At 64.5% G+C, this 26,743-nt stretch carries 26 protein-coding genes; 14 read left to right on the forward strand and 12 right to left on the reverse strand.

The window, feature by feature from the left end; genetic code table 11:
- Nucleotides 1-10 precede the first annotated feature (10 nt).
- The 5 genes from EN869_RS04885 to EN869_RS04905 all read right to left on the reverse strand — a co-directional run bounded on the left by EN869_RS04885 (nucleotide 11) and on the right by EN869_RS04905 (nucleotide 5,211).
- Complete coding sequence (locus tag EN869_RS04885; protein ID WP_127225179.1) at nucleotides 11-808, reverse strand: phosphodiesterase; 798 nt, start codon at nucleotides 806-808, stop codon at nucleotides 11-13.
- 16 nt (nucleotides 809-824) lie between these two features.
- Nucleotides 825-1,934 (reverse strand): sn-glycerol-3-phosphate ABC transporter ATP-binding protein UgpC, encoded by a 1,110-nt coding sequence (gene ugpC, locus EN869_RS04890; RefSeq protein WP_127225180.1) that lies wholly within the window; start codon nucleotides 1,932-1,934, stop codon nucleotides 825-827.
- A 12-nt stretch (nucleotides 1,935-1,946) separates the two neighbouring features.
- Nucleotides 1,947-2,861, reverse strand: coding sequence for an ABC transporter permease subunit (locus tag EN869_RS04895; RefSeq protein ID WP_127225181.1), 915 nt, complete (start codon nucleotides 2,859-2,861; stop codon nucleotides 1,947-1,949).
- A 7-nt stretch (nucleotides 2,862-2,868) separates the two neighbouring features.
- Nucleotides 2,869-3,753 carry an ABC transporter permease subunit gene (locus EN869_RS04900; RefSeq protein ID WP_127225182.1) on the reverse strand — a complete coding sequence of 295 codons (885 nt, stop codon included), beginning with the start codon at nucleotides 3,751-3,753 and terminating at the stop codon, nucleotides 2,869-2,871.
- A 105-nt stretch (nucleotides 3,754-3,858) separates the two neighbouring features.
- Nucleotides 3,859-5,211 carry an extracellular solute-binding protein gene (locus tag EN869_RS04905; RefSeq protein WP_127225183.1) on the reverse strand — a complete coding sequence of 451 codons (1,353 nt, stop codon included), beginning with the start codon at nucleotides 5,209-5,211 and terminating at the stop codon, nucleotides 3,859-3,861.
- 241 nt (nucleotides 5,212-5,452) lie between these two features.
- Here EN869_RS04905 and EN869_RS04910 point away from each other — a divergent pair, with 241 nt between their 5' ends.
- Complete coding sequence (locus EN869_RS04910) at nucleotides 5,453-6,493, forward strand: endonuclease/exonuclease/phosphatase family protein (RefSeq protein WP_127225184.1); 1,041 nt, start codon at nucleotides 5,453-5,455, stop codon at nucleotides 6,491-6,493.
- A 160-nt stretch (nucleotides 6,494-6,653) separates the two neighbouring features.
- Complete coding sequence (locus EN869_RS04915) at nucleotides 6,654-9,137, forward strand: bifunctional diguanylate cyclase/phosphodiesterase (protein ID WP_127225185.1); 2,484 nt, start codon at nucleotides 6,654-6,656, stop codon at nucleotides 9,135-9,137.
- A gap of 5 nt (nucleotides 9,138-9,142) precedes the next feature.
- Here the strand turns inward: EN869_RS04915 and EN869_RS04920 are convergent, their stop codons facing one another.
- Complete coding sequence (locus tag EN869_RS04920) at nucleotides 9,143-9,826, reverse strand: TlpA disulfide reductase family protein (protein WP_127225186.1); 684 nt, start codon at nucleotides 9,824-9,826, stop codon at nucleotides 9,143-9,145.
- 33 nt (nucleotides 9,827-9,859) lie between these two features.
- Here EN869_RS04920 and argH point away from each other — a divergent pair, with 33 nt between their 5' ends.
- The 3 genes from argH to lysA all read left to right on the forward strand — a co-directional run bounded on the left by argH (nucleotide 9,860) and on the right by lysA (nucleotide 12,885).
- The gene (gene argH / locus EN869_RS04925) at nucleotides 9,860-11,260 is read left to right on the forward strand and encodes an argininosuccinate lyase (protein WP_127225187.1); all 1,401 of its coding nucleotides are present in this window, start codon (nucleotides 9,860-9,862) and stop codon (nucleotides 11,258-11,260) included.
- A 128-nt stretch (nucleotides 11,261-11,388) separates the two neighbouring features.
- Complete coding sequence (locus tag EN869_RS04930) at nucleotides 11,389-11,595, forward strand: lipoprotein (protein ID WP_112100590.1); 207 nt, start codon at nucleotides 11,389-11,391, stop codon at nucleotides 11,593-11,595.
- A 21-nt stretch (nucleotides 11,596-11,616) separates the two neighbouring features.
- On the forward strand, nucleotides 11,617-12,885 hold the full coding sequence (lysA, locus tag EN869_RS04935; RefSeq protein ID WP_127225188.1) for a diaminopimelate decarboxylase: 1,269 nt from the start codon (nucleotides 11,617-11,619) through the stop codon (nucleotides 12,883-12,885).
- A 16-nt stretch (nucleotides 12,886-12,901) separates the two neighbouring features.
- On the opposite strand, the gene EN869_RS04940 is transcribed toward lysA, so the two are convergent.
- Nucleotides 12,902-13,204, reverse strand: a complete 303-nt coding sequence (locus EN869_RS04940; protein ID WP_127225189.1) for a metalloregulator ArsR/SmtB family transcription factor — start codon at nucleotides 13,202-13,204, stop codon at nucleotides 12,902-12,904.
- A gap of 49 nt (nucleotides 13,205-13,253) precedes the next feature.
- Here EN869_RS04940 and EN869_RS04945 point away from each other — a divergent pair, with 49 nt between their 5' ends.
- From EN869_RS04945 to EN869_RS04955, 3 genes are all read left to right on the forward strand, one after another.
- Entirely contained in the window at nucleotides 13,254-14,195 is a 942-nt protein-coding gene (locus EN869_RS04945) for a threonine/serine dehydratase (RefSeq protein WP_127225190.1), read from the forward strand.
- A 114-nt stretch (nucleotides 14,196-14,309) separates the two neighbouring features.
- Complete coding sequence (locus EN869_RS04950) at nucleotides 14,310-16,898, forward strand: TIGR02302 family protein (protein WP_127225191.1); 2,589 nt, start codon at nucleotides 14,310-14,312, stop codon at nucleotides 16,896-16,898.
- A 74-nt stretch (nucleotides 16,899-16,972) separates the two neighbouring features.
- On the forward strand, nucleotides 16,973-17,575 hold the full coding sequence (locus EN869_RS04955; protein WP_127225192.1) for a DsbA family protein: 603 nt from the start codon (nucleotides 16,973-16,975) through the stop codon (nucleotides 17,573-17,575).
- On the opposite strand, the gene EN869_RS04960 is transcribed toward EN869_RS04955, so the two are convergent.
- Nucleotides 17,572-18,456, reverse strand: a complete 885-nt coding sequence (locus EN869_RS04960; protein ID WP_127225193.1) for a LysR substrate-binding domain-containing protein — start codon at nucleotides 18,454-18,456, stop codon at nucleotides 17,572-17,574. The genes EN869_RS04955 and EN869_RS04960 overlap by 4 nt on opposite strands.
- A 186-nt stretch (nucleotides 18,457-18,642) precedes the next feature.
- Here EN869_RS04960 and EN869_RS04965 point away from each other — a divergent pair, with 186 nt between their 5' ends.
- Entirely contained in the window at nucleotides 18,643-19,596 is a 954-nt protein-coding gene (locus EN869_RS04965) for a DMT family transporter (protein ID WP_127225194.1), read from the forward strand.
- Here EN869_RS04965 and EN869_RS04970 read toward each other — a convergent pair.
- The 3 genes from EN869_RS04970 to EN869_RS04980 all read right to left on the reverse strand — a co-directional run bounded on the left by EN869_RS04970 (nucleotide 19,579) and on the right by EN869_RS04980 (nucleotide 21,493).
- The gene (locus EN869_RS04970) at nucleotides 19,579-19,950 is read right to left on the reverse strand and encodes a response regulator (protein ID WP_127225195.1); all 372 of its coding nucleotides are present in this window, start codon (nucleotides 19,948-19,950) and stop codon (nucleotides 19,579-19,581) included. The two genes, EN869_RS04965 and EN869_RS04970, sit on opposite strands and share 18 nt — an antisense overlap.
- A 186-nt stretch (nucleotides 19,951-20,136) precedes the next feature.
- Complete coding sequence (hpt, locus tag EN869_RS04975) at nucleotides 20,137-20,679, reverse strand: hypoxanthine phosphoribosyltransferase (protein WP_095816886.1); 543 nt, start codon at nucleotides 20,677-20,679, stop codon at nucleotides 20,137-20,139.
- A gap of 178 nt (nucleotides 20,680-20,857) precedes the next feature.
- Nucleotides 20,858-21,493, reverse strand: a complete 636-nt coding sequence (locus EN869_RS04980; protein WP_127225196.1) for a hypothetical protein — start codon at nucleotides 21,491-21,493, stop codon at nucleotides 20,858-20,860.
- A 180-nt stretch (nucleotides 21,494-21,673) separates the two neighbouring features.
- Between EN869_RS04980 and ftsE the strand changes: the two genes are divergently transcribed.
- From ftsE to EN869_RS04995, 3 genes are all read left to right on the forward strand, one after another.
- A complete protein-coding gene (gene ftsE, locus EN869_RS04985) occupies nucleotides 21,674-22,333 on the forward strand; it encodes a cell division ATP-binding protein FtsE (protein ID WP_027167480.1) in 660 nt (219 codons plus the stop codon).
- Nucleotides 22,326-23,318, forward strand: a complete 993-nt coding sequence (locus EN869_RS04990) for an ABC transporter permease (protein WP_127225197.1) — start codon at nucleotides 22,326-22,328, stop codon at nucleotides 23,316-23,318. Before ftsE ends, EN869_RS04990 begins: the two co-directional genes overlap by 8 nt.
- Nucleotides 23,319-23,523: 205 nt before the next feature.
- Complete coding sequence (locus tag EN869_RS04995; RefSeq protein WP_245489366.1) at nucleotides 23,524-24,204, forward strand: YdcF family protein; 681 nt, start codon at nucleotides 23,524-23,526, stop codon at nucleotides 24,202-24,204.
- On the opposite strand, the gene EN869_RS05000 is transcribed toward EN869_RS04995, so the two are convergent.
- Entirely contained in the window at nucleotides 24,201-24,821 is a 621-nt protein-coding gene (locus EN869_RS05000) for a pyridoxamine 5'-phosphate oxidase family protein (RefSeq protein WP_127225199.1), read from the reverse strand. The genes EN869_RS04995 and EN869_RS05000 overlap by 4 nt on opposite strands.
- Nucleotides 24,822-24,922: 101 nt before the next feature.
- On the opposite strand from EN869_RS05000, the gene EN869_RS05005 reads away from it, so the two are divergent.
- Both EN869_RS05005 and EN869_RS05010 read left to right on the forward strand, forming a co-directional pair.
- On the forward strand, nucleotides 24,923-25,825 hold the full coding sequence (locus tag EN869_RS05005; protein ID WP_127225200.1) for a LysR family transcriptional regulator: 903 nt from the start codon (nucleotides 24,923-24,925) through the stop codon (nucleotides 25,823-25,825).
- A gap of 80 nt (nucleotides 25,826-25,905) precedes the next feature.
- Entirely contained in the window at nucleotides 25,906-26,700 is a 795-nt protein-coding gene (locus EN869_RS05010; RefSeq protein ID WP_127225201.1) for a 1-acyl-sn-glycerol-3-phosphate acyltransferase, read from the forward strand.
- Nucleotides 26,701-26,743: the final 43 nt, after the last annotated feature.

The following is a 26,743-nucleotide window of genomic DNA, read 5'->3' on the forward strand; positions in this document are numbered from 1 at the left end:
TAGCGTGGCATCAACGAACTCGTTCGCCCGTCGCCGGCGACCAGAGCGGCCAGTGCTCGAGGAAATCGCAGCTGTGGATGACGACGCGAGCGCCGTCGATCAGGATGATCGAATAGGCGGGCGGCGCCTGCTCGACCATCTCCTCGCCGACCAGGTCGAGCATGAAGCGGGCATGCAGGCCGCGCTGCACCGAGAACGGAATGCCGGCGACGGTGCCGGCTATGTCGCGATGGACATGGCCGAAGAAGATGTAGCGGACATTGCCGTGGCGGGTCAGCGCATCGATGAGCCGCTGCGGCTGTTCGAGGCCGAGCGGATCGAGCAGCGTGAGCCCGAGTTCGACCGGCGGGTGGTGCAGGAAGACATAGGCCGCCTTGCCTGCCGCCTCGGCGAGCCTGGCGCCGAGCCAGCCGAGCCGGTCGTCGCACAACTCGCCGGTGACGCGGCCTTCCGCCAGGCTGTCGAGGAATACCAGGCGACCTTCCGGCGTGTCGAAAACCGACTGGACGAAGCCGTTGGCATCGGTGCCGTTTTCGGGGAAGGCGGCGATGAGGTTGGCGCGGCGGTCGTGGTTTCCGGGCAGTAGCCGGTAAGGTACGGTGAGCCGGCTCAGCGCCGCCTTCAGGTCGGCATAGCTCTCGGCCTCGCCGTCATCGGTCAGGTCGCCGGTAAAGACGCAGAGCGTCGCGTCGCTGTGGCGCTGATTGATATGATCGATGCAGCGATCGAGCCGCTCATTCAGGTTCGCGCCATAGCGCATCTCGCGCCGACGACCGAGATGGACGTCGGTGACCTGGATGATTTTCATTGCATGAACCTCAAATTCACAAAGTCGCCGGCGCCGGCGCCGGCACCGAAGCCTTGAACACGTCGAGCCTGGCGCCGGTTTCCGAGGAGAAGAAATGCAGGTCCGACTCGGCGAACTGCAGGCCCACCGTGCTGCCTGGTTCGGGATGGACGGTCTCCGATGTCACGGCCGAGAACGACGCGCCGTCGAGATCGACATAGATGACGCGGCCGGCGCCCAATTCCTCGATGAGGTCGACAGTCGCCGCGAGCGCGCCCGGTGTGCCAGGCGCCACCATGCGCACCGCCTCGGGCCGGATGCCGACCGCGACTTTCGAGCCCACGGCAAGACCGGTGCGCGACACGTTGAGCTTGCGGCTACCGCCGAGCAGCGAAAGGCCGTCGAGGACGACCTCGCCCTCCAGCATGTTCATCGCCGGCGCGCCGACGAAGGTCGCGACGAAGCGGCTTGCCGGCCGGCTGTAGACATCGGCCGGCGTGCCGACCTGCTCGACGCGGCCGCCATTCATCACCACCAGCCGGTCGGCCAGCGTCATCGCCTCGACCTGGTCATGCGTGACGAAGACGGACGTGGCACTGAGGCGGCGGTGCAGCTTGCGGATTTCTGAGCGCATCTGCACGCGCAGCTTGGCGTCGAGGTTGGAGAGCGGCTCGTCGAAGAGGAACACCTTCGGTTCGCGGATCATGGCGCGGCCCATGGCGACGCGCTGACGCTGGCCGCCCGAAAGCGCCATCGGCTTGCGGTCGAGCAGGTGCTCCAGTTCCAGGACGCGCGCCACCGCCCGGATGCGCTGCGTGCGCTCGGCCGCCGGAACACCGGCCACCTTCAGCGAATAGCCGATGTTCTGCGCCACGCTCATGTGCGGGTAGAGCGCGTAGTTCTGGAACACCATGGCGCAGCCGCGCTCGCGCGGCTCGAGCTTGTTGACCACGGCGCCGTCGATGGCGATCGTGCCGTCGGAAATCTCTTCCAGCCCCGCGATCATCCTGAGCAGCGTGGACTTGCCGCAGCCGGACGGCCCGAGGATGACGACGAATTCGCCAGACGCGAAGTCGAGGTCGACGCCGTGCACGACCTGCGTCTTGGCGTAGTTCTTCTTGACGCCGCGGATGGTGATGGAGGCCATTTTATCGTCTCCCTATTTCTCGGTGGCGATCAGGCCGCGCACGAACCAGCGCTGCATCAACACCACGACGATCAGTGGCGGCAGCATGACGATCAGCGTGCCGGCCATGGCGATATGCCACTCGGGCGCCCCGCCGACATTGGGGATGAGCTGCTTCAACTCGGTCACCGCCATCGCATGCGACTGATCGGTGGTGATGAGCAACGGCCACAGATACTGGTTCCAGGCCCACAGGAACATGATGGTGCCGAGCGCCGCCATGTTGTTGCGCGACAACGGAAGAAGGATGTCGACGAAGAAGCGCAGCGCGCCGGCGCCGTCCATGCGCGCGGCCTCGGTCAATTCGTCCGGCACGGTCAGGAAGAACTGGCGGTAGAGGAACGTGCCGGTGGCGGTGGCGACCAGCGGCAGGATCAGGCCGCTGTAGGAATTGAGCAATCCGAGGCTGAGCTGGACCTGAACCCCCGATATCTTCTGGATCAGCCAAGAGAGACCGGTCAGGTCCATGATCGTCTGATAGGGATCGAGCACGTTGGCGACCACCGCATAGGTCGGCACGATGCGCACTTCGAGCGGCAGCATCAGTGTGATGAAGATCAGCCAGAAGATCAGCATGCGGCCGGGGTAGCGGAAATAGACGATCGAGAAGGCGGTTAGCGCCGAGACGATCACTTTGCCGGCGGCGACGCCAAACGCCATGATGAAGGAGTTCAGCAGATTCGGGCCGAGATCGGTGGTGGTCCAGGCCGTCTTGATGTTGACCCAGAAATCGCTCCCAGGCAGCAGCGACATCGGCACGTCGTTGACGTCCTTCAGATTGTGCGAGGCGGCGACCGCCACGATGACGAACGGCGCCACGCAGAATACGAAGCCGACGAACAGGATCAGGTGCGTGAAGAAATTGAGGATCGGGGTGCGCTCGACCATGGCCGCCTCAACGATAGTGCACGCGCCGCTCGATGAAGCGGAACTGGACGATGGTAAGGGCGATAATCAAGAGCATCAGGATGATGCTCTGCGCGGCGGCGCCGGAGTAATCGAGGCCTTTGAAGCCGTCGGAATAGATCTTGTAGACCATCAGGTTAGTGGCATTGGCCGGGCCGCCCGCGGTCATGATGTCGACGATGCCGAAGGAGTCCTGGAAACTCTCGGTGATGTTGATGACCAGCAGGAAGAAGATGGTCGGCGTAATCAGCGGGAACTGGATATCCCAGAAGCGCCGGATGACGCCGGAGCCGTCCATGGCCGCCGCTTCGATCAGCGAACGCGGAATCGCCTGGAAGGCGGCCAGGAAGAAGATGAAGTTGTAGCCGACATATTTCCAGGAGAAGGCGATGATGACGGAGGCCATCGCATCGGCGCCGTTGAGGCCGGGGTCCCAGAAGCCCGGCCAGAAGTGGTTGGCGAAGGCCATGAAGCCCGCCTCGGGGGCCAGGATGAAGCGGAAGGCCATCGCCAGTGCCGGCGCGGCAATGCCGTAGGGCCAGATCAGCACCACGCGATACAGCCATGAGCCGGCAAGCTGACGGTCGGTCAGGGCGGCGAGCACCAGCGCGATGAACATCGCTAGGCCGGTGCTGATGCCGGCGAAGATCAGGCTGGCGGTGATCGAATTCCAGTAGTCGGCGTTGGCCAGGATCGAGCGGAAATTGTCGAGCCCGACCCAGATGTTGCCGCCGCCCCATGGCTGCTGCAGCGTCAGCGACCAGTAGACCGCCTGTCCGGCCGGCCAGTAGAAGAAGGTGAAGATGAGGATGAGCTGCGGCACCGCGAACAGGATGCCGATCGTCCATTTGCCGAAAGTGACGCGTTTTTCCATCGATCCGCCGATGTCATCGAACCGCCAACCCGCTCTCGCGGAACAAGACTAGATATGAAATGGCCGCCCGTCGATGCGCGGCGGGCGGCCGTTCCAGTATCCGGATCAGGGTAGCGTCTTGTTCGGATAGGTCTGCTGGAAGCGGTCGAGGATCGCGTTGCCGTTCTTGACCAGCGCGTCGACACCGTCCTGGACGCTTTCCTTGTTGGCGAAGATCGCCTGCATCTGGGTGCCGAATTCGGCGCGGATCTGGGTGAAGTTGCCGAGGCGGATGCCGCGGGTGATCTCGGTCGGTTCCGAAGCGGTCAGGCTGGCGATCGCCACTTCACGTCCCTTGTAGGGCGCCTTGTCGTAGAAGCCGTTGGCTTTCATGTATTCGAAGCCGGACTTCGTCACCGGAATGTAGCCGGTGTTGGTCGACCAGAACAAAGCGGTCTTGGGGTCGTGGATGAAGTTGAGGAAGGCGGCTGCGCCCTTGTATTCGGCGTCCGACTTGCCGGACAGCACCCACAGCGAGGCGCCGCCGACCAGCGAGTTCTTACGCTCGGTACCGGCATAGACCGGCAGCTCGGCGACATCCCAGTTCATGCCTTCCTTCTGCGTCTTGCCGACCGTGCCGTGGTCGCCGACCGAGGTCATGATGATCTGACAGGTGCCGGTGGCGAAGGCCTGCACCATATCCTGGCCGAGGTCCTTCGACTTGATCTTGATCAGGCCGGCATCATACCATTTCTTCAGGTCGGTGACGTACTGGACGAACTTGGTCTTGTTCATTTCCAGGCGGGCGTCGAGACCGTCATAACCATTGTTCTTGCTGGCGATCGGCTGATTGTGAATGGCCGAGAACTGCTCCATCAGCTGCCAGCTTTCATTGGCCGAGATGTTGATCGCCATCGGGCAATCATAGCCGGCGTCCTTCAGCGCCTTGAGGTCGGCGCCGACATCTTCCCAGGTCTTCGGCGCTTCGGTCTTGCCGATCTTGGCGAAGGCGTCCTTGTTCCAGTACATCAGCGCCGTCGATGAGTTGAACGGGAAGGACAGCATCTCGCCCTTCGACGTCGCGTAATAGCGCGCAATGCCGGGGAAATAATCGCTGTAGTCGATCTTGTAGCCGTTCTCTTCCATCAGCTTGTCGGCGGGCTTGTAGGCGCCCGACAGCATCATGGTGGCGGTGCCGACGTCATAGACCTGGACGACGGTGGGCTGCTTGCCGGCGCGGAAGGCGGCGATCGTGTTCTGCAGCGTGGCGTCGTAATTGCCCTGGCTGGTGCAGACGACCTCATAGTCTTTCTGGGAAGCGTTGAAGTTCTTGCACAGCGTGTCGACGACGCGGGCGAGGTCGCCCGACAGGCCGAACCAGAAATCGAACTTGACCGGCTCTGCAAAAGCAGGAACCGCAAGCGCGGTGCTGAGCGCGGCGGCGGCAAGGGCAGCAAGGCCCCGCTTGATGATCGTCATGGTTTTTCCCTCTTGAGTGGCAGTGTGACAAGGGTTTTGCGCAAGTCCTTGCCCGCTCTCATAGAGGAGGTATGTGACAGTTCTGTTGTCGGCTCGAAGGCCCTGTGGACAGCCAGTCCCTCCTCTCCGGTAGCGGCCATGCCGGCATGAAAACGTCACATCGGCGCTCTAGGAGCTAGGGCGCCTAGAAGCGTCGAAAAGATTTTGACGTGATTAACCGGCTAACTGATTGAGAAGACACATGCTGGTCCCGCAGCTCACACACGTGCCCGTCAGCGAGCGCAACGCGATGCGCGACGGGCCGCGCGACAGCGCCACCCATCTGCGCCACGCGGCGGCCATTCCCGCCCTCGGCGAGATCGAGGTCGGCGGCAAGGCGTCGCTTGAGAGCGCCGGCGAGAGCCTGACCGTCATGGCCTGGAACGTCGAGCGGCTGCGTCACATCGATGCCATTGCCGAAACGATCGCCGGCCAGGGGCCAGACGTCGTGTTGCTGTCCGAGGTCGACAAGGGCATGGCGCGCTCCGGCAACGGCCATCTGTTGAGGCGGCTTGCCGATCGTCTGGGCCATTCCTTCGCCTATGGCGTCGAATTCCTGGAACTCGGCACCGGCAACGAGACCGAGCAGGCGGCAAATGGCGGCGCTGAGAACATGGAGGGCTTCCACGGCAATGCCATAACCAGCGCCGTTCCACTGCTGCGGCCCTTTCTCATTCGCTTCGATGCCGCCGGCGCCTGGTTCCTGCCGGAGCACGGCCAACCGCGCGTCGGCGGCCGCATGGCGCTCGGCGGCCAGGTGATGGTCGGCGACCGTCGGGTCACCGTCGTCTCGGTGCATCTTGAAAACCGCACCACTCCCGCCGGCCGTGCCGGCCAGACACGCCACCTGCTCGATGCCATCGACAAATATGACGCGGACGCGCCGGTGCTGATCGGCGGCGACTTCAACACGCTGACCGCCACCTATCCGGAACGCAATGACGACCCTGCCGCGTGGCGAACGCGCATCGCCACCGAACCGGACCGGCTGATGTGCCCGGACCGTCACGAGCCCCTGTTCGCTGTCATGGCCGAACGCGGCTACAACTGGCGCGACGCCAACGCGTTCGACAAGCCGACGCAGCGGCGCGCGGCCGGCGACTTGACGCCGGCCGGCCATATCGACTGGTTCTTCGCGCGCGGCCTTTCCGCAAGCGCGCCGGCGACGCTGCCAGCAGTGTTGCCGGACGGCAGCCCCAGCGCCGACCATGAGGCGCTGGTGGTGACGGTGCGGGTGAAATGACGCCGGCCTAGCTTGAACCCGAATCCTCGTCGATCCTCATATTGAGAAATACAACCTGCTAGGCACGCAAGGGTTGCGGGCGGCATAATCGATTCTTCAGTTGTCCGGCCCTAATCAATCTCATTGCCTTGATTGATGCGGGTAGATCAGGTGAAGCAGGATGTTGACCGTCTATAATTGCATCGTGAACGAGCACGATCTGAGACTGGTCGTACTGGCCGCGCTCATTTGCGGAATCTCCTGTTTCGCCGCTGTCAATCTGCTCCGCCATGTCGTGCAATCGACCAGCCGGAACCGTTATGCCTGGCTGCTGATTGCCGCCGCTTCGACCGGATTTGGCATCTGGGCGACGCATTTCATCGCCATGATCGCCTTCACGCCGGGAATACCCAACGCCTACAACGCCGAGCTTTCGGTCGCTTCGCTGGCGCTTTCCGTCATTCTGACCGCGGCCGGCATGTGGATCGCGACCATGCGCGGCGGCGTCGACCACCATCTCGTCGGCGGCGCCGTGCTGGGCATCGGCATCGCGGCGATGCACTATACCGGCATGGCGGCTTTCGAGGTCGAAGGCCGGATCGTCTGGAACCAGCTTTTCGTCGCCGCCTCATTGGCCTCGGGCATAATTCTTGCCGCGCTTTCGCTGCTTGTCGTGCTGCGCCGGCCGTCGACCCTGGCGACAGTCGCCGGCGCCGTCCTGCTGACGCTGGCGATCTGCACGCTGCATTTCATCGCCATGGCCGCGGTCTCGATCTATCCGGATTCCTCGATAGAGATCTCGAAATTCACGATCGCGCCGATGTCGCAAGCCTTCGCCGCCGCCACGGCAAGCCTGATCATCTTGGTGCTGGCCGCCACGGCGCTGTGGATCGATCTGCGCTTTCGCCGCCACCGGATCGAGGCGGAGCGCATGCACGGCCTCGCCAATGCCGCCGTCGAGGGCCTCATCGTCTGCGACGGCAACCGCCTCGTCAGCGCCAATGACAGCATCGCGGCGCTGAGCGGCATTGCCGCCGCCACGCTGAACACGATGACGCTCGGCGAACTGTTCGGCGAGCGCGTCGCCTCGGCGGTCGCCGCCGGCAACGGACAGGCGCAGGAAGCCGACCTTCGCGGCCAGGGCGACAGCCCGATCCCGGTCGAGCTGATCGCCAGGAGCATCGATTATTGCGGCAAGCCGCATCTGGTCGTTGCCGTCCGCGACATTCGCGAGCGCCGGAAGGCCGAGCAAGAGATCATGCGGCTTGCGCATTACGACCCGCTCACCGGGCTCGGCAATCGGCGCTCCTTCACCAGCCGGCTGGAAGCCGAGATCGCCTCGGCCGCTCCTGGCGGCAAAGGCGGGGGCAAGGGCAGCCAGCTGGCGCTCATGCTTCTCGATCTCGACCGGTTCAAGGAAGTGAACGATCTCTTCGGCCACGCCGCCGGCGACGCGGTCTTGCAAAAGGTGGCTCACTGCGCCTCCAGCGTGCTGCGTCAAGGCCAGATGCTGGCTCGGCTCGGCGGTGACGAATTCGCCATCATCGCCCCCAATCTTCCCGACCCCCAGGCCGCCGGCCGCATTGCCGAAGCGGTGCTGTCGGCGCTGCGTCAGGAAAACCGGCTGTCGCCTGGCGGCATGGTGTCGGCCAGCATCGGCATCGCGCTTTATCCGCTCGACGCCGACGAACAGGCGGCATTGATCAGCCACGCCGACACCGCGCTCTATCGCGCCAAGGCCGAAGGCAAGGACACCTTCCGCTATTTCGAGGCCTCGATGGGCGCCGAGGCGCGCGACCGGCGCATCATGGAGCAGGACCTGCGCCAGGCGGTGGCGCGCGGCGAGTTCCGTCTCGTCTATCAGCCGCAGAAGGAAATCAGCAGCGGCAGCATGGTCGGCTTCGAGGCCTTGATCCGCTGGCAACATCCCGAACGCGGCGACATTGCGCCATCTGTGTTCATCCCTGTGGCCGAGGATGGCGGCGCGATCGCCCAGATCGGCGAATGGGTGCTGGTGACGGCCTGCAAGGAGGCCGCTAGCTGGAGGAACCCGCTGACGATCGCCGTCAACGTTTCGGCGGTGCAGCTCCACAATCCCGATTTCAGCCGCAAGGTGCACGAGGTGCTGCTGCGCACGGGACTGGCGGCAGGCAGGCTAGAGCTTGAGATCACCGAGACGGCGCTGATCAAGGACATGCCGCGGGCGCTGGCCACCTTGCGTCAGATCAAGGCGCTCGGCGTGCGCGTGGCCATGGACGATTTCGGCACCGGCTATTCGTCACTGTCCAACCTGCGCGCCTTCCCCTTCGACAAGATCAAGATCGACGGGTCCTTCATCAAATCGGTCGACAGGAACGATCAGGTCGCGACCATCGTGCGCGCCGTGCTTGGCCTGGGGCGCGGCCTCGGCCTGCCGGTTCTGGCCGAAGGCGTCGAGACGCTGGACGAGCTGCGCTTCCTCGATGCCGAGGATTGCGACATCGGCCAGGGATATTTTCTGGGCAGGCCCGGCCCGATCGAGGCGTTCGCTGATCTGACGGGGGCTCCGGCGGCCGACGAAGGCGTCAAGGAAGACGGTGCGGTCGGGGCAACCGCCAAGGTCGAAAGAGCCAGGGGCGGCAGCATCCTGATGCTGCAGCCGGCCGCGGCCGCGCGTTCAGTCTGAAATCATCACGGCGTTAGCGCCGCTTCCACCAGCCGCTTGGCGTCGGGGCTCGACCACTCGGCCGGGCCGTTCATATGCGCGATCAGGCAGCCTTCGCCGTCGATCAGCATGGTCACCGGAAGCCCGAGCGCCAACCCGCGCGTCTTCGCCTCGTTGAACAGGGCGATCGTCGGGTCCCGGTAGAAGCCGAGCGTCTCGACGCCGATCTCCTTGAGGAACTTTTTCGGCTTCGTGTCGTCGCCGGTGTCGACATTGACCGCGACGACCTCGAAGGCATTGCTGCCTTTTTCCTTCTGCAGCGCATCGAGCGCCGGCATCTCGGCCCGGCATGGCGCACACCATGTCGCCCAGAGATTGAGCAGCACGGTCTTGCCGGCATGGTCGGCAATCGTCATCGGCTTGCCGTCGGGGCCGTTGAAAGCCAGGCTTTTCAGCGATTGCGGCGGATCCGCCGGCTGCAGTGCCGCGACCTGGCCGACGGCTTTCGCCGCGACAGCCTTGGCGCGTGCGGATTTGGCCGCGCAGGCGGCATCGCCCGTGCCGGCGACGGCGGCGGCCTTCTCCGGAGCATTGTTGCCAGAACCGCTCTCGCTGACATATACCGCGACCGCGCCGGCCAGCACGCCCGCCACCAAAGCGGCGAGGATGAGGCGCGTAGCCGGAAACAAAAATCTACTGCCGTCTGCCATTTTCAAAACTGCTCCGGAGCACGGGTTATAGCGATGAGCGACAAGAAGGCCAGCAACCAGATGTGGGGCGGACGTTTTGCCTCGGGTCCGGCCGCGATCATGGAAGCGATCAACGCGTCGATCGGCTTCGACCGCAAGCTCTATGCGCAGGACATAAGCGGTTCGATTGCCCACAGCGAGATGCTGGCTGAAACGGGCATTATTTCAGCCGCCGATCAAGAAAAAATCGCTCACGGGCTGAACACGATCCTGAAAGAGATCGAGGGTGGCAAGTTCGAATTCTCGACCAGGCTGGAAGACATCCACATGAATGTCGAGGCCCGGCTTGCCGACCTGATCGGCCCGGCGGCTGGACGCCTGCACACCGCCCGTTCGCGCAACGACCAGGTTGCGGTCGACCTCAGACTCTGGGTCAAGCAGGAATGCCTGCGCGTCGCCGAGGCGCTGAAGGACCTGATCGCCGCCTTCCTCGAACGCGCCGAGGAGCATGCGGCAACCGTCATGCCCGGCTTCACCCATCTGCAGGCGGCGCAGCCGGTGACCTTCGGCCATCATCTGATGGCCTATGTCGAGATGTTCGGCCGCGACCTGTCGCGCGTCCGCGACGCCATCGAGCGCATGGATGAGAGCCCGCTGGGCGCGGCAGCCCTTGCCGGCACCAGCTTTTCCATCGACCGCCACATGACGGCGAAGGCGCTCGGTTTCCGCGAGCCGACGCGCAATTCCCTCGACAGCGTGTCGGACCGTGACTTCGCGCTCGAATTCCTGAGCCTGGCCGCGATCTGCGGCACGCATCTATCCAGGCTCGCCGAGGAGATCGTCATCTGGTCGACGCCGCAATTCGGCTTCATCCGGCTCTCGGATTCCTTCTCCACCGGCTCCTCGATCATGCCGCAGAAGAAGAACCCGGACGCCGCCGAGCTGGTGCGCGGCAAGGCCGGCCGCGTCAACGGCCACCTGGTTGGCCTGCTGACGGTGATGAAGGGCATGCCGCTGAGCTACGGCAAGGACATGCAGGAGGACAAGGAAGCGGTCTTCGACGCCGCCGAGACGCTCGACCTGATGCTGGCCGCGACCACCGGCATGGTGCGCGACATGACCGTCAATGCCGCCGCCATGAAGAAGGCCGCCGGCGCCGGTCACGCCACGGCGACCGACCTTGCAGACTGGCTGGTGCGCAATCTCGGCCTGCCCTTCCGCGAAGCCCATCATGTCACCGGCCGCGCCGTGGCGCTGGCCGAGGAAAGGCAGGTCGGACTGGAGAAGCTCTCGCTGGAGGATCTGCGCTCGATCGATTCCGGCATCACCGAGGATATCTTCTCGGTGCTTGCCGTGCAGAATTCGGTGAAGAGCCGCACGAGCTTCGGCGGCACCGCGCCATCGGAAGTGCGAAAGCAGATCCGCTACTGGAAAAAGCGGCTCACCAAGGCTTAATGCATGTCGCCCAGAAGTGCGCGGCGGTTCGGGGACAACGACATGCAGCAATACAATTGCCGGGATGCAAAGCGCCAAAAACTCGGCTAAAAGCGGCGGCACAAGCAACAGTTCGAACGGATGAATCGATGACCCGTAGCAGGATTTTGGTGACGCTCGCGCTGCTGGCGGCGGTTGTCACCGTCACGGCCTGCGGCAGGAAGACCGGGCTCGACACGCCCTATGAGGCGGCAGAGCAGGCGCGCAAGGATGCCGAGCGCGCCAAGCAGCCGGTGCCGCCCGAGCCGGAAAAACCGGTCAAGGACAAGAAGTTCATTCTCGACCCCTTGCTTTGATCTTTTCCGGAACCAATCCTCGTGAACCACTTCGATTACCGCGACGGCGTGCTCCATGCCGAAGACGTCGCGATCCCCGATATCGCAGCCGAGGTCGGCACGCCCTTCTATTGTTATTCGACGGCGACGCTGACCAGGCATTTCCGTGTTTTCAAGGAGGCCTTCGCCGGCCTCGACGCGCTGGTCTGCTACGCCATGAAGGCGAACTCCAACCAAGCCGTGCTGAGGACGCTCGCCAGGCAGGGCGCGGGCGCCGACGTGGTCTCGGAAGGCGAACTGCGGCGCGCCTTGGCCGCCGGCATCCCGGCCAACAAGATCCTGTTTTCCGGCGTCGGCAAGACCGCGCGCGAGATGGACTTCGCGCTCAACGCCGGCATCCTTTGCTTCAACGTCGAATCCGAGCCTGAACTCGAGCTGCTATCGGCGCGCGCCGTGGCGCTCGGCAAGGTGGCGTCCGTCTCGCTGCGCATCAACCCGGATGTCGATGCCAGGACGCACAAGAAGATCTCGACCGGCAAGGCCGAGAACAAGTTCGGCATTCCATGGCAGCGCGCGCGGCAGGTCTATGCCCGCGCGGCTGAGTTGCCGGGCATCAAGGTGACCGGCATCGACACCCATATCGGCAGCCAGATCACCGAGCTGCAGCCGTTCGACGACGCCTTCGCGTTGTTGGTCGAATTGGTTGGAGCGTTGCGAGCCGACGGGCATGCGATCGAGCATGTCGATCTCGGCGGCGGCCTCGGCATTCCCTACCGTGTCGACAACAGCCCACCGCCCTTGCCCGACGCCTATGCCGAGATCGTCAGGAAGCACGTCGCCAAGCTCGATCTCAAGGTGATGTTCGAACCAGGCCGCCTGATCGTCGGCAATGCCGGCATCCTGGTGTCGCAAGTCGTCTATGTGAAGGAAGGCGACGCCAAGAATTTCCTCATCATCGACGCCGCCATGAACGACCTGATCCGGCCGACGCTTTATGACGCCTTCCATGACATCAGGTCGGTGGTGCAGCCGCCGGCATCGACGCCGCGCATGAAGGTCGACGTCGTCGGCCCGGTCTGCGAGACCGGCGACTTCATCGGCCTTGATCGCGACCTGCAAAGGCTCAAGGCGGGCGACTTGATCGCCGTTTCCACCGCCGGCGCCTATGGCGCGGTGCAGGCTGGCACCTACAACACCAGGCTTCTGGTGCCGGAGGTCCTGGTCGACGGCGACCGCTTCCATGTCGTGCGGCCGCGCCAGACCTATGAAGACCTGATCGGACTGGATTCGATCCCCGATTGGCTGAAATAGCCTCTCCCGTCTAACGCTAGATCTTCTCTTGGATAAGCGCCTTGGCTTCGGCGATCCGGCCCTCGTCGCGGCGATAGAATGTCCATTGCTTGGTGCGCTTGGTGCTGAGCAGGCCGGCCTGGGTCAGCACGCGCATATGCTCGCTCAGCGTCGCCTGGGTGATGCCGAGCTTTTCGGCGATCAGCAGCGCGCAGACACCGTCATCGACCAGATCGCCATCGGCCTGGCGTGGAAAATGCGCGCGCGGATCCTTGAGCCAATTGAGGATCTGCAGCCGGCGCTCGTTGGCAAATGCCTTGAAGATGTCGACCTCTTGCATTTAGCCATTTTGCTAAGTTACTAATTGAAGTCAACCCGAGGAGCAGGCCATGGTGAAGACCAGAACGATCACGCGCGAGCGCATCGCCGCAATCGAACCGCGCATCCGGCCCTATGTGCGCCACACGCCGGTGATGCGCGTCGACATGGCGGATTTCGGTAAGTCGCCCTTTCCGGTCGATCTGAAGCTCGAATGCCTGCAGCATTCCGGCTCCTTCAAGGCGCGCGGCGCCTTCACCAACCTGCTTACGCGGCCGGCGCCAAAAGCTGGCGTGGTCGCGGCGTCGGGCGGCAATCACGGCGCGGCGGTCGCTTATGCCGCCATGAAGCTCGGACACAAGGCGTCTATCTTCGTGCCCGAGGTCAGCCCGCCTGCCAAGATCGAGCGCATTCGCGGCTATGGCGCCGAGCTGGTGGTCGGCGGCGCGCGCTATGCCGAGGCGCTGGCCGCCAGCGAGGACTTCGCGGCGAGGACCGGCGCCCTGCAGATCCATGCCTTTAACCAGGAGGAAACGCTGCTCGGCCAGGGCACGCTCGGCATGGAGATCGAGGCCGATCTGCCGGAAATCGACACGCTGCTGGTCGCCGTCGGCGGCGGCGGGCTGATCGGCGGCACCGCCGCCTGGTTCTCGGGGCGCATCCGCATCATCGCCATCGAGCCCGAGGGCGCGCCGACGCTCTACCGCGCTTTGGAAGCCGGCGAGCCGGTGGATGCGCCAGCCGAAGGCATTGCCGCCGATTCGCTGGCGCCGAAGCGGGTCGGCGAAATGATGTTCCCGCTCGCCGAAGCTTTCGTCGAGCGCTCGATCCTGGTCAGCGACGACGACATCGTCGCCGCGCAAAAAGCGCTGTGGGACCGTGTGCGAATCATCGCCGAACCGGGCGGCGCGGCAGCCTTCGCCGCCGTGCTTTCCGGACGTTATGAGCCGGCTGAGGGCGAGCGAGTGGCGGTCCTGGTCTGCGGTTCCAACACGAATCCGGCCAATTTCTGATCATAACCCGGGCAAACCGCTTCACGTTTTTGGAACCCGCCTCGCCTTTGCCGTGTTTGCTGGTATCCTTCTGGTGATGACGTCCGGGCTATCCTGCCCGGGCAGGAAGGGCCGATGACGGAACGACCCACTTCCAGCGGCGAGCGCAGCCTGGCCGCACGCCTGGCGCTCAGCCGATTGGCGACGCGGGCCTCGATGGTCTCCGAGCGCGGCTGGCCGCTCGTGCTGCCGCTGCTGGTCTTGGTCAGCCTGTTCCTCAGCTTTTCCTGGTTCGGTCTGTTCCTGCGTCTGCCGGACGCAGCGCGCATCGGCCTTCTGATCCTGTTCGCGCTGGCGGCGATCGCTGCACTCTATCCGCTCCGCTTCTTCCGCATTCCGACGGCCGCCGAGGTCGACCGGCGCATCGAGGCGGCGAACGCATTGCTGCACAGCCCGGTGCAGGTGCAGACCGACCGTCCGAGCGGCGCCGAGAGCATCTTCTCGCAGGCGCTGTGGCGCGAGCACCAGAAGCGCATGGCCGAGCGGCTTTCGAACCTTGGCGCCGACCGGCCGCGCAGCAGCGTGCCGAACTACGACCGCTGGGGCCTGCGCGCCATAGCCGGGCTGCTGCTCGTCACCGCTCTCGCCTTCTCCTTCGGCCCCTTTGGCGGCAGGGTGAGCGACGGTTTCGTCGCCCGCGCCGCACGCGATACCGTGCCGCCGCGCATCGACGCCTGGGTGACGCCGCCCGCCTATACCGGCAAGGCACCGCTGTTCCTCACCGCCGATGCCAACCAGGCCGTCCAGACCTTCTCGGTTCCGCAAGGCAGTGACATCTCACTGCGCGTCACCGGCGGCTCTGGCGAGGAAACGCTGAGCTATGCCGATACGGGCGGCAATGCCCGCGCCATCGAACCCGCGGCGCCCAAGGCGGCCGCGCCCGCCGCCAGCCAGGCGGCGCCCAAGGTGCGCCAGTTCTCCGGCAAGCTGAACACCGCCGGCACGCTGACGCTGAGTTCCGGTGACGGCGATCTTGGCCACTGGGCCTTTGCCGTGATCCCCGACAAGCCGCCGACGATCCGCTTCGTCGGCGAGCCGAAACGCGCCGTCAACGGCTCCATCGAGCTCAACTATGAGATCGCCGACGACTACGGCGCCGCCTCCGCCAAGGCCGTTTTCGACCTGTCGGACCCGCCGACCGCCAACGTCCATCCGCTCTACGGCCCGCCCGACATGCCGCTGACCCTGCCGCGCCGCGGCGGCAAGACGAATGTGGCCAAGACGACCAAGGACCTGACCGAGCATGTCTGGGCCGGCTCCAGCATCAAGCTGACGCTGAGCGTCACCGACGATGCCGGCCACACCGCGACCAGCGACACCAGGACGCTTGTCATGCCGGAGCGGCCCTTCGCCAACCCGCTGGCCCGCGCGGTGATTGAACAGCGCCGGCTGCTGGCGCTCGACACCAATGCCAAGCCGCGCGTTCTCGACCTGATCGACGCAATCACGCTGCGTCCCGAGGATACGTTCGACAACATGTCGAACTATCTCGCCATCATGAGCGCCAGGAGCCGCCTGAAGCTGTCCGACAGCGACGACCAGTTGCGCAACGTCGTGTCCTATCTGTGGGAGATCGCACTCGGCATCGAGGAAGGCAATCTGTCGGCCGCCGAGCGGCGGCTGCGCCAGGCGCAGCAGGCGCTGCAGGACGCCATCAAGAACGGCGCCAGCGACCAGGAGATCGAGAAGGCGATGAAGGAACTGCGCGAGGCGATGAACCAGTTCCTGCAGGAATTCGCCCAGCGCGCGCAGCAGAACCCGAACGCGCCGCAGATGCAGCAAAACGGCCGCGAGCTGCGCCAGAGCGACATCGACCGCATGATGGACCAGATCGAGAACCTGGCCAAATCGGGCGATCGCGACAAGGCCCAGCAGCTGCTGTCCGAACTGCAGGACATGATGAACAACCTGCAGGCCGGCCGTCAGCAGCCGGGCGGCGAGCAGGACAGCGAGATGCGCCAGCAGATGGATAAGCTCGGCGACATCATGCGCCGCCAGCAGGAGATGATGAACGACACCTTCCGCCTTGACCAGATGCAGCGCGGCCAGCGTGGCCAGGACGGCGATCAACAGCTGGGCGAGGATGGCGAGCCGCAGCAGGGCCAGGACGAACAGCGGCCTGGCCCCGGCCAGGACCGTGATCCGCTGGGACGGCCGAAAATGTCGCCCAAGGACCTGGCCGATGCGCTGAAGCAGTTGCAGGAAGGCCAGGGCCAGCTGCAAAGCGACCTCGACCAGTTGAAGAAGGGCCTCGAGGGCCTTGGCATGGAGCCCAATGAGGGTTTTGGCGAGGCCGGTAAATCGATGGGCGACGCCGAACGGTCGCTCGGCCAGGGCGACGGCGACCAGGCGGTCGGGCACCAGGGCCGTGCGCTGGAGGCACTGCGCCGTGGCGCCAAGGATATGATGAAGCAGATGCAGGCCATGCAGGGCGACCAGGGCGGCAGCGAGCAGGGCGGCCGCGAGCAGAACGCCGATCGCGATCCGCTTGGACGGCCGCGCGCCACCAACGGCCCTGATGACGGCACCTCGGTCAAGGTTCCCGACGAGATCGACGTGCAGCGCGCCCGCCAGATCCTCGACGCGATCCGCAAGCGGCTCGGCAACGCGCTGAGCCCCGACATCGAGCGCAGCTATCTCGAAAGGCTGCTGGAGCTGAAATAGTCGGCGCCCATCGGTGTCGCGAGATTGCCGCGCAAAGTCAGAACCGATAGCGTCGCGGCCGATGGGATAGGGCGATGATCGACTTCTGGTTTTCCATCGGCAGCACCTACAGCTACCTTTCGGTGATGCGGCTGGCGGGGGTCCAGGCCGAGACCGGCATCGAGTTCCGCTGGCGGCCATTCAACGTGCGCGCCATCATGATCGAGATGGACAACATCCCTTTCGCCAGGAAGCCTGCGAAGGCCGCCTATATGTGGCGCGACATCGAGCGCCGCGCGGCGATGTACAACATGGTGCCGAAGCTGCCTGCGCCCTATCCGCTTGCTGAACTCGAGCGCGCAAACCGTGTCGCGATCATCGCCGCGCGCGACGGCTGGTGCGAGGCCTATGCCAGGGAGAGCTACCGGCGCTGGTTCGAGATGGGCGAGCCGGCGGGCAGCGAGCCGAACATCTCCGCAAGCATCGAGAAAGCAGGACAAAAGCCGGAGCCGGTCCTGCGGCAGGCCGACAGCGACGCCGCCAAGGCTGATCTCGCGGCCGCGACCGAACAGGCCAAGGCGCTCGGCATTTTCGGCTCGCCGAGCTTCGTCGTCGACGGCGAGTTGTTCTGGGGCGACGATCGCCTCGACGATGCCATGCGCTGGCACAGGCAGATCGAAAGCGGTCCGCCGGATTAAAGGTCGACCTTCGCGCCCGCCTGCCTGGTCAGCATGAAAGCCTCGCGGATCGCATTCTCCATGCCGTCGATCGCTTCGCCTGTCGCCAGCGGATTGCGATGCAGCACCACGTTGGAGGAATCGATGTCGCCGAACCCGTCGGTGGCCGTCAGTTCCCGGCAATCGGGCGGGATATTGCTGCGCGAGATCGGCGCGATCGCCAGGCCGGAAGTCACCGCGAGCGTCAGGCCGCCATTGGTGTCGCTGGTGTAGGCGACACGGTAGTCGAGGCCGCGCTGCTGTAGCGACTTGATCGCGAAGTCGCGGCACCAGCCGTTGCGGCTGTAAAGCGCGATCGGCACCGGCCGTTCCTCATGCATGTGATGCAGCGTCGATGTCACCCACACCGTCGGGTCGTGCATCAGCACCTCGCCACCGGAAAACCCTTCCCATTCGAACACAACGGCGAGATCGAGTTCGCCGGCCGCGAGCGCCCTCACCTGCGAATCCGAATGCGCATAACGCACCGTGACCTCGACGCGAGGATGGCGCTTGGCGAATTCGCCGAGCGCCCGCGACAGGATCGAACGGCCATATTCGGCCGGGATGCCGATGCGCACCAGTCCGCCGAGCGGCGGCGCCACCAGCGAGGCGGCAGTCTCGTCGAGCAGCGAGACAATCCGGCGCGCGTTGGCGATGAGCTCGCCGCCGCGGCGTGTCAGCGCCACGCCGCGCGAGCCGCGTTCGAACAGATTGTCGCCGACCATGTCCTCCAGCTTCTTCATCTGCATCGAAACGGCCGATTGGGTGCGCCCGGCTTTCTCTGCCGCGCGAGTGAAATTGCCGGTTTCGGCCACCGCTACGAAGGTACGTAGGAGGTCGCTGTCGAGGACTGGTCTCATCGAATTCGCCATAAGAGAATCTGATTGCTGGCATCATTCCAATTCGTTTGCAACATGTCAAACGCGGCGGGATAGTCGCGCACCCATTGGATATGCGGCCGCGAATCGGTCGCGGACCAATTCGAAGAGTCCTCACTCGCGCCCGCTGCCCGAAACGGTAGCGGGCTCTTTTTCGCTGGAACGACGATGCGGAACCGGATGGTGCTTGGCATTCTGAGCCTCTGCCTCGGCGTGCTGGTTTTTTCGCTGCAGGATCCGCTGGTGAAGGCGGTGTCGGGTAGCTATCCGGTGACCGAGGTGATGGCGATCCGCGCCATCGTCGCGCTGCCGATCCTGATCGTCATCGTCCAGGCCGATGTCGGCCTGAGAGCGGTGCTGTCGAAGCGCTTCGGCATGCTGACGCTGCGCGCCTTCATCCAGTTCTCCTCCTACACGGTCTACTACCTGGCGATCGCGGCTTTGCCGCTGGCCGACGCGGTGGCGCTCTATTTCATGGCGCCGCTGTTCATCATGGCGATGGCCGGGCCTTATCTCGGCGAGCGCGTCTCCTGGAAAACCCTGGCGACGGTGCTGATCGGCCTGGTCGGCGTGGTTGTGATGGTGCGTCCCGGCGCCGGCGTGTTCGACTGGGCGGCGTTGCTGTCGCTGGGCTCAGCCTGCCTCTACGGTTGTTCGCAGTTGATGGCGCGCCGTATTGGCGACACCGAATCGTCGACTGTGATGGCCTTCTACCAGAACGGCGCCTATCTGAGCGGCGCGATTGCTGTTGCAACTGTGTTCCACCTTGCCGGCATCACTCATGCGGCGCATCCGAGCGTCGATTTCCTGGTGCGGTCGTGGGTGTGGCCGACAATGCCGGATTTCCTGAAGATGGCCGCCTGCGGTTTCGTCGCCTCCGCCGGCATGATCCTATTGTCGCAGGCCTACCGCATGGCGCCGGCCAACCGCGTCGCCACGTTCGAATATACCGGCATCCTGTGGTCGCCGCTGTGGGGTTTCCTGTTCTTTGCCGAAGTGCCGCGTGAAACGACCGTGCTGGGTGCGGCGCTGATCATCGGCGCCGGCCTCCTTGCGCTCAACGGCGAGCGCCGGCGAAGTGCCGCTCCGGCGGCTGGTGCCGTTTCAAGCGAAGCAGCTTAACGCCTTACCGACGCGGGCGCGAATTTCGGCAAGCGTGAACGGCTTCTGCACCACGTCGAGGATGATGCCGTTGAGTTCCTCGGCGCGCTCGCGCTGGTCGGCATAGCCGGTCATCAACATGATCTTCATCGTCGGGAATTCTCTCGCCGCCGCTGTCGCCATCTCGATGCCGTCCATCTCCGGCATGCGGATGTCGGACACGACAAGATCGTAGCCGCCACGGGCCTGGCGGATGGTGTCCAGCCCCTGCGCGCCGTCGGTGGCGATGGTGACATTGTGGCCGTCGCGCTCCAGCGCGCGGGCAGCGAGGGTGCGGACGGACTCGTCGTCCTCGACGATCAGAAGCTTTGCCATGGCGAAATAGATGCCGCCGAAACGTTGATGTTTTCTGAAAATTCTAACGATCGGCGACTTTTCGGGATGACTTAAAGGCATGTCTCCCGAGAGTGGTAGCCGGTTTCGGGACAAAAACATGCGCAAAATCAAAAAGCTAAAGCGCATGGAGCGAACCTGAAATCGCGACGCGCTTTGGCCGCCGCTTCAGGCGTCGCCCTTGACCACGCCGACAAAAGGCAGCTCGCGGAACGCATGGGCGACGTCCATGCCGTAGCCGACGACGAAATAGTCCGGGCAGTCGAAGCCGACATAGTCGGCGTTGAGCGCGGTCTGGCGGCGCATGCGCTTGTCGAGCAGCACCGCGATGGCGCAGCTCTTGGCGCCACGCGAAAGCATCAGGTCGCGGGTGTAGGAAAGCGTCTTGCCGGATTCCAGAATGTCGTCGATCAACAGCACGTCGCGGCCGGCGACCTCATTGTCGATGTCGCGCAGCACCCTCACCTCGCCGCTCGTGGTCCCGGCGCCGTAGCTGGAGATGAAGATGAACTCGACTTCCGGCGACAGGCCGACATCATGCATCGCGCGGATGAGATCGGCGGCGAAGACGAACGAGCCCTTGAGGATCGAGATCACCAAGAGGTCGTGATAGTCGCGCCCGGCGATTTCCTTGGCGAGCTCGAGATTGCGGCGCGCGATCGCCGACGCCGAAAACAGGACCTCGATGTCCTTGCCGCGCACAACTGGCATTCTTTTTGTCCTTCAAATCGACTGCAATGCCGGGCGCTAGGTGTGTTGAGATTCAGGTCAGGCCGAGCCGAAAATGATGGCTTTCGAGAACCGGAGCGGGGCGTACATTCAGTACGTGAGCGTCGGAAGCGCAGAAAGCCATCGTTTGCAGGCCGGCCTCACCTGAATATCGACACACCTAGCCGGCGAAGATTACGGAGACTGTCCTGACGCCGTTTCTAGGCACATCGAGGCGGCTGGAAAAGCCGAATCTTTCGCCCGGCACCAGCGAGCGGTTGGATGTCCCCAGCCTGTAGCGGATGATGTTGCTGTCATTGTCGGTGACGCGGATTTCGAGCGGCGGCAATGCCTCCGACCTCATCCCGTCATTGGCTGCCTCGCCGTCAACGAACAGCACCGGCTTCAGGCCTGAAGCATCGATGCGCGACGTCACGCCGGAAATGGTCAGCGCGCTCGCCGGCCCCGCGGCCACCCGGAACGGCCCCTGCCCGACCAGCGCATGGCCGCCCGATACCCAGAAGGAGACCAGCGCTATGCCGACGCCGGAAATCCAGAACATCGGACCGCCCCGCCGCGCGGGCCGCGAGAGCGCGGCCTCCGGTTTGCGCAGCATGCCCATGCCTTCGATCGACGGCGTCGAGGGGAGTTGCTGGGGCGGCGCCGTTTCCGGTCGCGCGGCAAAACGCGGCAGCACGATAAAGTCCGCGTCGACGATGTCGGCCGCCTCGAAGATGACGCGCTCCGGCGCGGCATTTGTTGCCGTGCCGGTCATGATTTCGCCGGAAACAGGGCGCGCGGTTCTCTCGTCAGCCATTACGGCACCAGTGGAGTCTTCGTTGCTTTTGCGTAAACGGAATTGGTTAACGCTTCCCCACCGGAATGGCTCTGACGAGTGTCGATCGTTGAAAAATTAACCGCCGGTTAACCATGCCGGCCGATGGTCTGTTAATGTAGATTGTGGCGCGTCGCCGCCGAAAGTTTCAGGTCGCCGAACGTGATCCGCTTCGAAAATGTCGGCCTCCGCTATGGCATGGGTCCGGAAATCCTCCGCGACATCTCCCTGCACATTCCGGAGCGCTCCTTTCAGTTCCTGAGCGGCCCATCGGGCGCAGGGAAGACGACCTTGCTGCGCCTTTTGTTCATGTCGCTGAAGCCGACACGCGGCCTGATCACCATTTTCGGCAAGGACCGCTCGCGCATTTCGCGCGGCGAGTTGCCGCTGCTGCGCCGCCGCATCGGCGTGGTGTTCCAGGATTTCCGCCTGCTCGACCACATGACGACCTACGAGAATGTCGCGCTGCCATTGCGCGTGCGCGGGCGCGAGGAGGCGAGCTACCGCACCGACGTCACCGAGCTTCTCAAATGGGTCGGCCTCGGCGACCGCATGCATGTGCTGCCGCCGGTGCTGTCGGGGGGCGAGAAGCAGCGCGCCGCGATCGCGCGCGCCCTGATCGAACAGCCGGAGATCCTTTTGGCCGACGAGCCGACCGGCAATGTCGACCCGCCGCTGGCGCGCCGGCTGCTCAGGCTGTTCATCGAGCTCAACCGGCTGGGCACCGCGGTCGTGATCGCCACCCACGACCTTGGCCTGATGGAGCAGGTCGATGCGCGTCGCATGATTTTGGCCGGTGGAAGGTTGGACGTCTATGACTGACTTTCCGGCCGATCAGTTCCACGATGAAGCCGGCGCCGAGACGCCGGTGACGGTCCGGCGTGCCCAGCGCAAGACGGCGCCGATCGTGCCGGCGCAGAACATTGCCGGACGGGCGCTGGTGCTGGTCATCGCCATCATGACCTTCCTGTCCTGCCTCACCTTCGGCGCGGTGACGCTGGTGCGCGACACCGCCTCGGTCTGGGAAAACCAGATCTCGCGCGAGGCGACGATCCAGATCAAACCGGCCGACGGCCTCGACATGGAGGCGGCGCTTGCGCAGGCCTCGCAGATCGCCAGCGAGTTCCCCGGCGTGAAGGGCACCAAGATCATCGACCGGGACGCCACGGCGCGCCTTCTGGAGCCGTGGCTGGGCAGCGGCCTCAACATTGACGAATTGCCGGTGCCGCGCCTCATCATCGTCACCATCGACGAGGCAAGCCCGCCCGACTTCGCCGCCATGCGCGCCGCCATCACGCCGAAAATCCCGACTGCGTCGCTCGACGATCACCGAACCTGGGTCGACCGCCTGGTCGCCATGGCGCACACAACGGTGACGATCGGCATCGCCGTGCTGGCGCTGATGCTGTCGGCGACGGTGCTGACGGTAGTGTTCGCCACGCGCGGCGCCATGGCAGGCAATGGCCATATCATCGAGGTGCTGCATTTCGTCGGCGCCGAGGCGCGCTTTATCGCGCGCGAATTCCGCTGGCATTTCCTGGTCACCGGCATGAAGGGCGCCGCCGCTGGCGGTGCGCTCGCGATCGTCGTCTTCATCGTCTTTTCCTGGTGGTCGTCGCGCAATATGGCCACGCCGCAGGCCGACCAGGCGACCGCATTGTTCGGCAACTTCGCCATCGGCTCGGCAGGCTATTTCGGTGTCGGCCTGATGGTGCTGGTGATCGGCGCGCTGACCGCGGCGACCTCGCACGCGACCGTCGTCGCCTATCTCAGCGACATCGACGTTCGCCAGCCGGATGCGGGCTGACCAATGAACTCCAGCCGAAAAACCGCGCAAGGCGTTGAATACAAACAAGACAACGATCACGGGTTGAGCAGGTGCCGTAACGCAAAGTGCGCCGCCCTACCTATCAAAGGCCGCATTTCGGAGTTAACCATTAGAAGTTTTCAGGATTAACCTGGGGATCATGGAAGCGCGGGATTCGATCGATACGGTTGGACGGATGCCGGCGATGCGTGCGGGCAGCGCTGCCCCCGCCGGGTTTGGTCGTTTGCGGCTCGCCCTGCGTGTCTGCGGTTTCGTGATTCTTACCGCGCTGGCGCTCTTTGCCGGCGGCTTCGGCTGGTTTGCCGACAAGGTCAGCCATATGACGACCCCGCTCAATCCGGCCAAGGCCGATGCCATCATCGTGCTCACCGGCGGACAGTCGCGGCTCGACGCGGCGATGGACTTGCTGGCCTCAGGCAAGGGCGAACGGCTGCTAATCAGCGGCGTCCATCCTTCGGCCACCAAGCGCCAGCTGCAGGCGGCAATGGGCGGCGACAAGCAGCTCTTCTCCTGCTGCGTCGATATCGACCGCGCCGCGCTCGACACCATCGGCAATGCCGAGGAAAGCGCCAAATGGGTGGAGAACCACGCCTATGGCAGCATCATCATCGTGACCAACAATTACCATATGCCGCGCAGCCTGCTCGAGATGGGCCGGCTGCTGCATGGCGCGCGCCTCGAGCCTTATCCGGTGGTCAACACCAATCTGGGCAATGGCAACTGGCTGACCAAGCCTGAGGCGCTGCGCGTGCTGCTCACCGAATACAGCAAATATGTGCTGTCGCTGGCGCGCGGCTTCCTGCCGCTTCGCACGACGCCCGAAGGCATGACACTCGCCGAGGCCTCAGCAACGTCTAAAAACTAAGTTTCGCTCGGCGCGCTGTTGCGCAGGCGCGCAATCTCCTGCTCCAGGCCGGCGATGCGCCCGTCGCGCTCAGCGAGCGCCGCCGCGACATCTGCCGCTTCGAAACGCTGCGGTATGTGCTGCGGGCAATTGGCATCCCAGGCCGTGACCGTGAACAGGATCGCCTGCTCCGGCCGCGCCTTGTAGCCCGCCGGCATCAGCTTCGCCGTCAGCTCCGGGTCGTTTTCGACGACCCGCGCCGTGCCCCAGATCTTGATGCGCTGCCTGAGCATATAGTCGATCAGGAACAGAAAGGCCTGGTCGTTGTCCTGTAGGTTGCCTTGGGTGATGAACTGCCTGTTGCCGGAAAAATCGGCAAAGCCGATCGTGTGTTCGTCGAGCACCTTGAGGAAGCCGGCAGGCCCGCCGCGGTGCTGGATGTAGGGCTGGCCTTCGGCGTTGGCCGTCGCCAGGAACACGCTGGTCTGCACCTCGATGAAGGCGGCGAGGTCGGGCGTGATCGTTGCCCGCCAGCCGCCGCGCTGCTCGACGCGCGCATAGGAGTCGCGTGACCCTTTGCGGGACTGGATGGCCTTGACGGTCGGCGTGAAGGCGACGTCGCTGGTAGAGGCATTCATGCTGGCGCTCCTCGAACAGGATCGCACATCATTTAGCCTCTTCCGGAAATCGGATGTAGATGCCATATTTGCAATCAATCCTTCCACATTCCGGAAGAATAATGGATCGCCTCGACGCCATGTCCCTGTTCGTCGCCACAGCGGAGGCCGGCAGCCTTTCCGCCGCCGCCAGGCGTGCCGGCGTCCCGTTGGCGACCGTCAGCCGCAAGCTCTCCGAACTGGAGAGGCATTTGACGACGCGCCTGCTCAACCGCTCGACCCGGCGCCTGACGCTGACCGACGCCGGCCAGTCCTATCTTGCCGCCTGCCGCCGCATCCTCGACGAGGTAGGCGAAGCCGAGCGCACCGCGGCCGGCGAATATTCGAGCCCGACTGGCGAACTGGTCATCACGGCGCCGGTCGTCTTCGGGCGCCTGCATGTGCTGCCGGTGATCACCGAGTTCCTCGCCCTCTATCCGCAAGTGGATATCCGCCTGACCTTGTCCGACCGGATCACCCAGCTGGTGGAGGAGCATATCGATCTTGCCCTGCGCATCGGCGAGCTGCCGGATTCGGCCATGGTGGCGATCCGCGTCGGCTCGATCCGCCGCATCGTCTGCGCCAGCCCCGCTTATCTTGCGAAATGCGGCACGCCGGAGAAACCGCCGGAGCTTGCCGGCCACAGCTGCATCACCTTCGAAGGTCTCGCCGCGCCCGCCAGATGGAACTTCGGCGCCGGCAAGACAGAAACCGCCACCGCGGTTCGCTCGCGCCTGCAGGTCAACACCGCCGAGGCGGCGATCGATGCCGCCATTGCCGGGCTCGGCCTGACGAAGGTGCTCTCCTACCAGGCGGATGCCGCGGTGCGCGCGGGCGCGTTGCGGGTCGTGCTGGAGTCGTTCGAGCCTCCGCCCTGGCCGGTAAGCCTTGTTCATGCCGGCCAAGGCCGGCTGCCGGTGAAACTGCGCGCCTTCCTCGATTTCGCGGCGCCGCGCCTGAGGGAGCGGCTGGCGCGGTCGTTGTAGGGGTAGATTCGACCGCTGCGCCGTTTCCTTTTTGCCGCCGCTTGGTGTAACCAACGCACACTTCCTCACGGGCCCCTTGTATGCTCATCATCCGCTCGCTGGCGTTCAACTTCGTCTTCTATCTCAGCCTGATCGTCCAGATGATCTTCTGGACGCCCTTCTATTTCCTGTCGCCACGCCACCGCGCCTGGTTCGTGCCGAAATTCTGGTCGCGCACCTCGATGTGGCTCTATGAGAAGATCGCCGCGACGAAGAGCGAGATCACCGGTGTCGAGAACCTGCCCGAAGGATCCTTCATCCTGGCGCCGAAGCATCAGTCCTTCTGGGATGCGATCGCCTTCTTCCCATATCTCGACGACGCGCTCTACATCCTGAAGCGCGAGTTGACCTGGATCCCCTTCTTCGGCTGGTACATCATGAAGATGCGCATGATCCCGGTCGACCGCGGCAGCCGCTCGAAAGCGCTGAAGGCCGTCGTCGTCGCGACCAGGGAGGAGATGAACCGCAATCCGCGCCAGCTCATCATCTATCCCGAAGGCACGCGCCGCCCGCCGGGCGCCGAGCCGTCCTACAAATACGGCATCGTCGAGATCTATTCGCAACTGGGAGTGCCCGTGGTGCCGGTCGCCCATGTCGCCGGGCTCTACTGGCCGCGCCGCAAGTTCATGCGTTATCCCGGCACCATCAAGGCCCGCTTCCTGCCCGCTATTCCGCCCGGTCTCGGCAAGGAGGAATTCATGCAGCGGCTGATCGGCGAGACCGAAGCTGCCTGCGACCAGCTTTTGGTCGAGGCCGCGCAGGCGCCGAATCCACCCCCCATACCGCCGACTGCGGTCAAGCGCCTGGCCGAGCTCGGCGTAACTGCCAAGAGCTGATCGGCCAGAGCAATTCCAGGAAAAGTGTAAGCCGTTTTCCGTC

It is taken from the genome of Mesorhizobium sp. M2D.F.Ca.ET.226.01.1.1 (genome assembly GCF_004022705.2).
Taxonomy (GTDB): Bacteria; Pseudomonadota; Alphaproteobacteria; order Rhizobiales; family Rhizobiaceae; genus Mesorhizobium.

Bases quoted from the DNA above. Each gene is read 5' to 3' on its own strand.
- EN869_RS04885 (WP_127225179.1), bottom strand. From the start codon at position 808: ATGAAAATCATCCAGGTCACCGACGTCCATCTCGGTCGTCGGCGCGAG.
- ugpC (WP_127225180.1), bottom strand. From the start codon at position 1,934: ATGGCCTCCATCACCATCCGCGGCGTCAAGAAGAACTACGCCAAGACG.
- EN869_RS04895 (WP_127225181.1), bottom strand. From the start codon at position 2,861: ATGGTCGAGCGCACCCCGATCCTCAATTTCTTCACGCACCTGATCCTG.
- EN869_RS04900 (WP_127225182.1), bottom strand. From the start codon at position 3,753: ATGGAAAAACGCGTCACTTTCGGCAAATGGACGATCGGCATCCTGTTC.
- EN869_RS04905 (WP_127225183.1), bottom strand. From the start codon at position 5,211: ATGACGATCATCAAGCGGGGCCTTGCTGCCCTTGCCGCCGCCGCGCTC.
- EN869_RS04910 (WP_127225184.1), top strand. From the start codon at position 5,453: ATGCTGGTCCCGCAGCTCACACACGTGCCCGTCAGCGAGCGCAACGCG.
- EN869_RS04915 (WP_127225185.1), top strand. From the start codon at position 6,654: ATGTTGACCGTCTATAATTGCATCGTGAACGAGCACGATCTGAGACTG.
- EN869_RS04920 (WP_127225186.1), bottom strand. From the start codon at position 9,826: ATGGCAGACGGCAGTAGATTTTTGTTTCCGGCTACGCGCCTCATCCTC.
- argH (WP_127225187.1), top strand. From the start codon at position 9,860: ATGAGCGACAAGAAGGCCAGCAACCAGATGTGGGGCGGACGTTTTGCC.
- EN869_RS04930 (WP_112100590.1), top strand. From the start codon at position 11,389: ATGACCCGTAGCAGGATTTTGGTGACGCTCGCGCTGCTGGCGGCGGTT.
- EN869_RS04940 (WP_127225189.1), bottom strand. From the start codon at position 13,204: ATGCAAGAGGTCGACATCTTCAAGGCATTTGCCAACGAGCGCCGGCTG.
- EN869_RS04945 (WP_127225190.1), top strand. From the start codon at position 13,254: ATGGTGAAGACCAGAACGATCACGCGCGAGCGCATCGCCGCAATCGAA.
- EN869_RS04950 (WP_127225191.1), top strand. From the start codon at position 14,310: ATGACGGAACGACCCACTTCCAGCGGCGAGCGCAGCCTGGCCGCACGC.
- EN869_RS04955 (WP_127225192.1), top strand. From the start codon at position 16,973: ATGATCGACTTCTGGTTTTCCATCGGCAGCACCTACAGCTACCTTTCG.
- EN869_RS04960 (WP_127225193.1), bottom strand. From the start codon at position 18,456: ATGAGACCAGTCCTCGACAGCGACCTCCTACGTACCTTCGTAGCGGTG.
- EN869_RS04965 (WP_127225194.1), top strand. From the start codon at position 18,643: ATGCGGAACCGGATGGTGCTTGGCATTCTGAGCCTCTGCCTCGGCGTG.
- EN869_RS04970 (WP_127225195.1), bottom strand. From the start codon at position 19,950: ATGGCAAAGCTTCTGATCGTCGAGGACGACGAGTCCGTCCGCACCCTC.
- hpt (WP_095816886.1), bottom strand. From the start codon at position 20,679: ATGCCAGTTGTGCGCGGCAAGGACATCGAGGTCCTGTTTTCGGCGTCG.
- EN869_RS04980 (WP_127225196.1), bottom strand. From the start codon at position 21,493: ATGGCTGACGAGAGAACCGCGCGCCCTGTTTCCGGCGAAATCATGACC.
- EN869_RS04990 (WP_127225197.1), top strand. From the start codon at position 22,326: ATGACTGACTTTCCGGCCGATCAGTTCCACGATGAAGCCGGCGCCGAG.
- EN869_RS04995 (WP_245489366.1), top strand. From the start codon at position 23,524: ATGCGTGCGGGCAGCGCTGCCCCCGCCGGGTTTGGTCGTTTGCGGCTC.
- EN869_RS05000 (WP_127225199.1), bottom strand. From the start codon at position 24,821: ATGAATGCCTCTACCAGCGACGTCGCCTTCACGCCGACCGTCAAGGCC.
- EN869_RS05005 (WP_127225200.1), top strand. From the start codon at position 24,923: ATGGATCGCCTCGACGCCATGTCCCTGTTCGTCGCCACAGCGGAGGCC.
- EN869_RS05010 (WP_127225201.1), top strand. From the start codon at position 25,906: ATGCTCATCATCCGCTCGCTGGCGTTCAACTTCGTCTTCTATCTCAGC.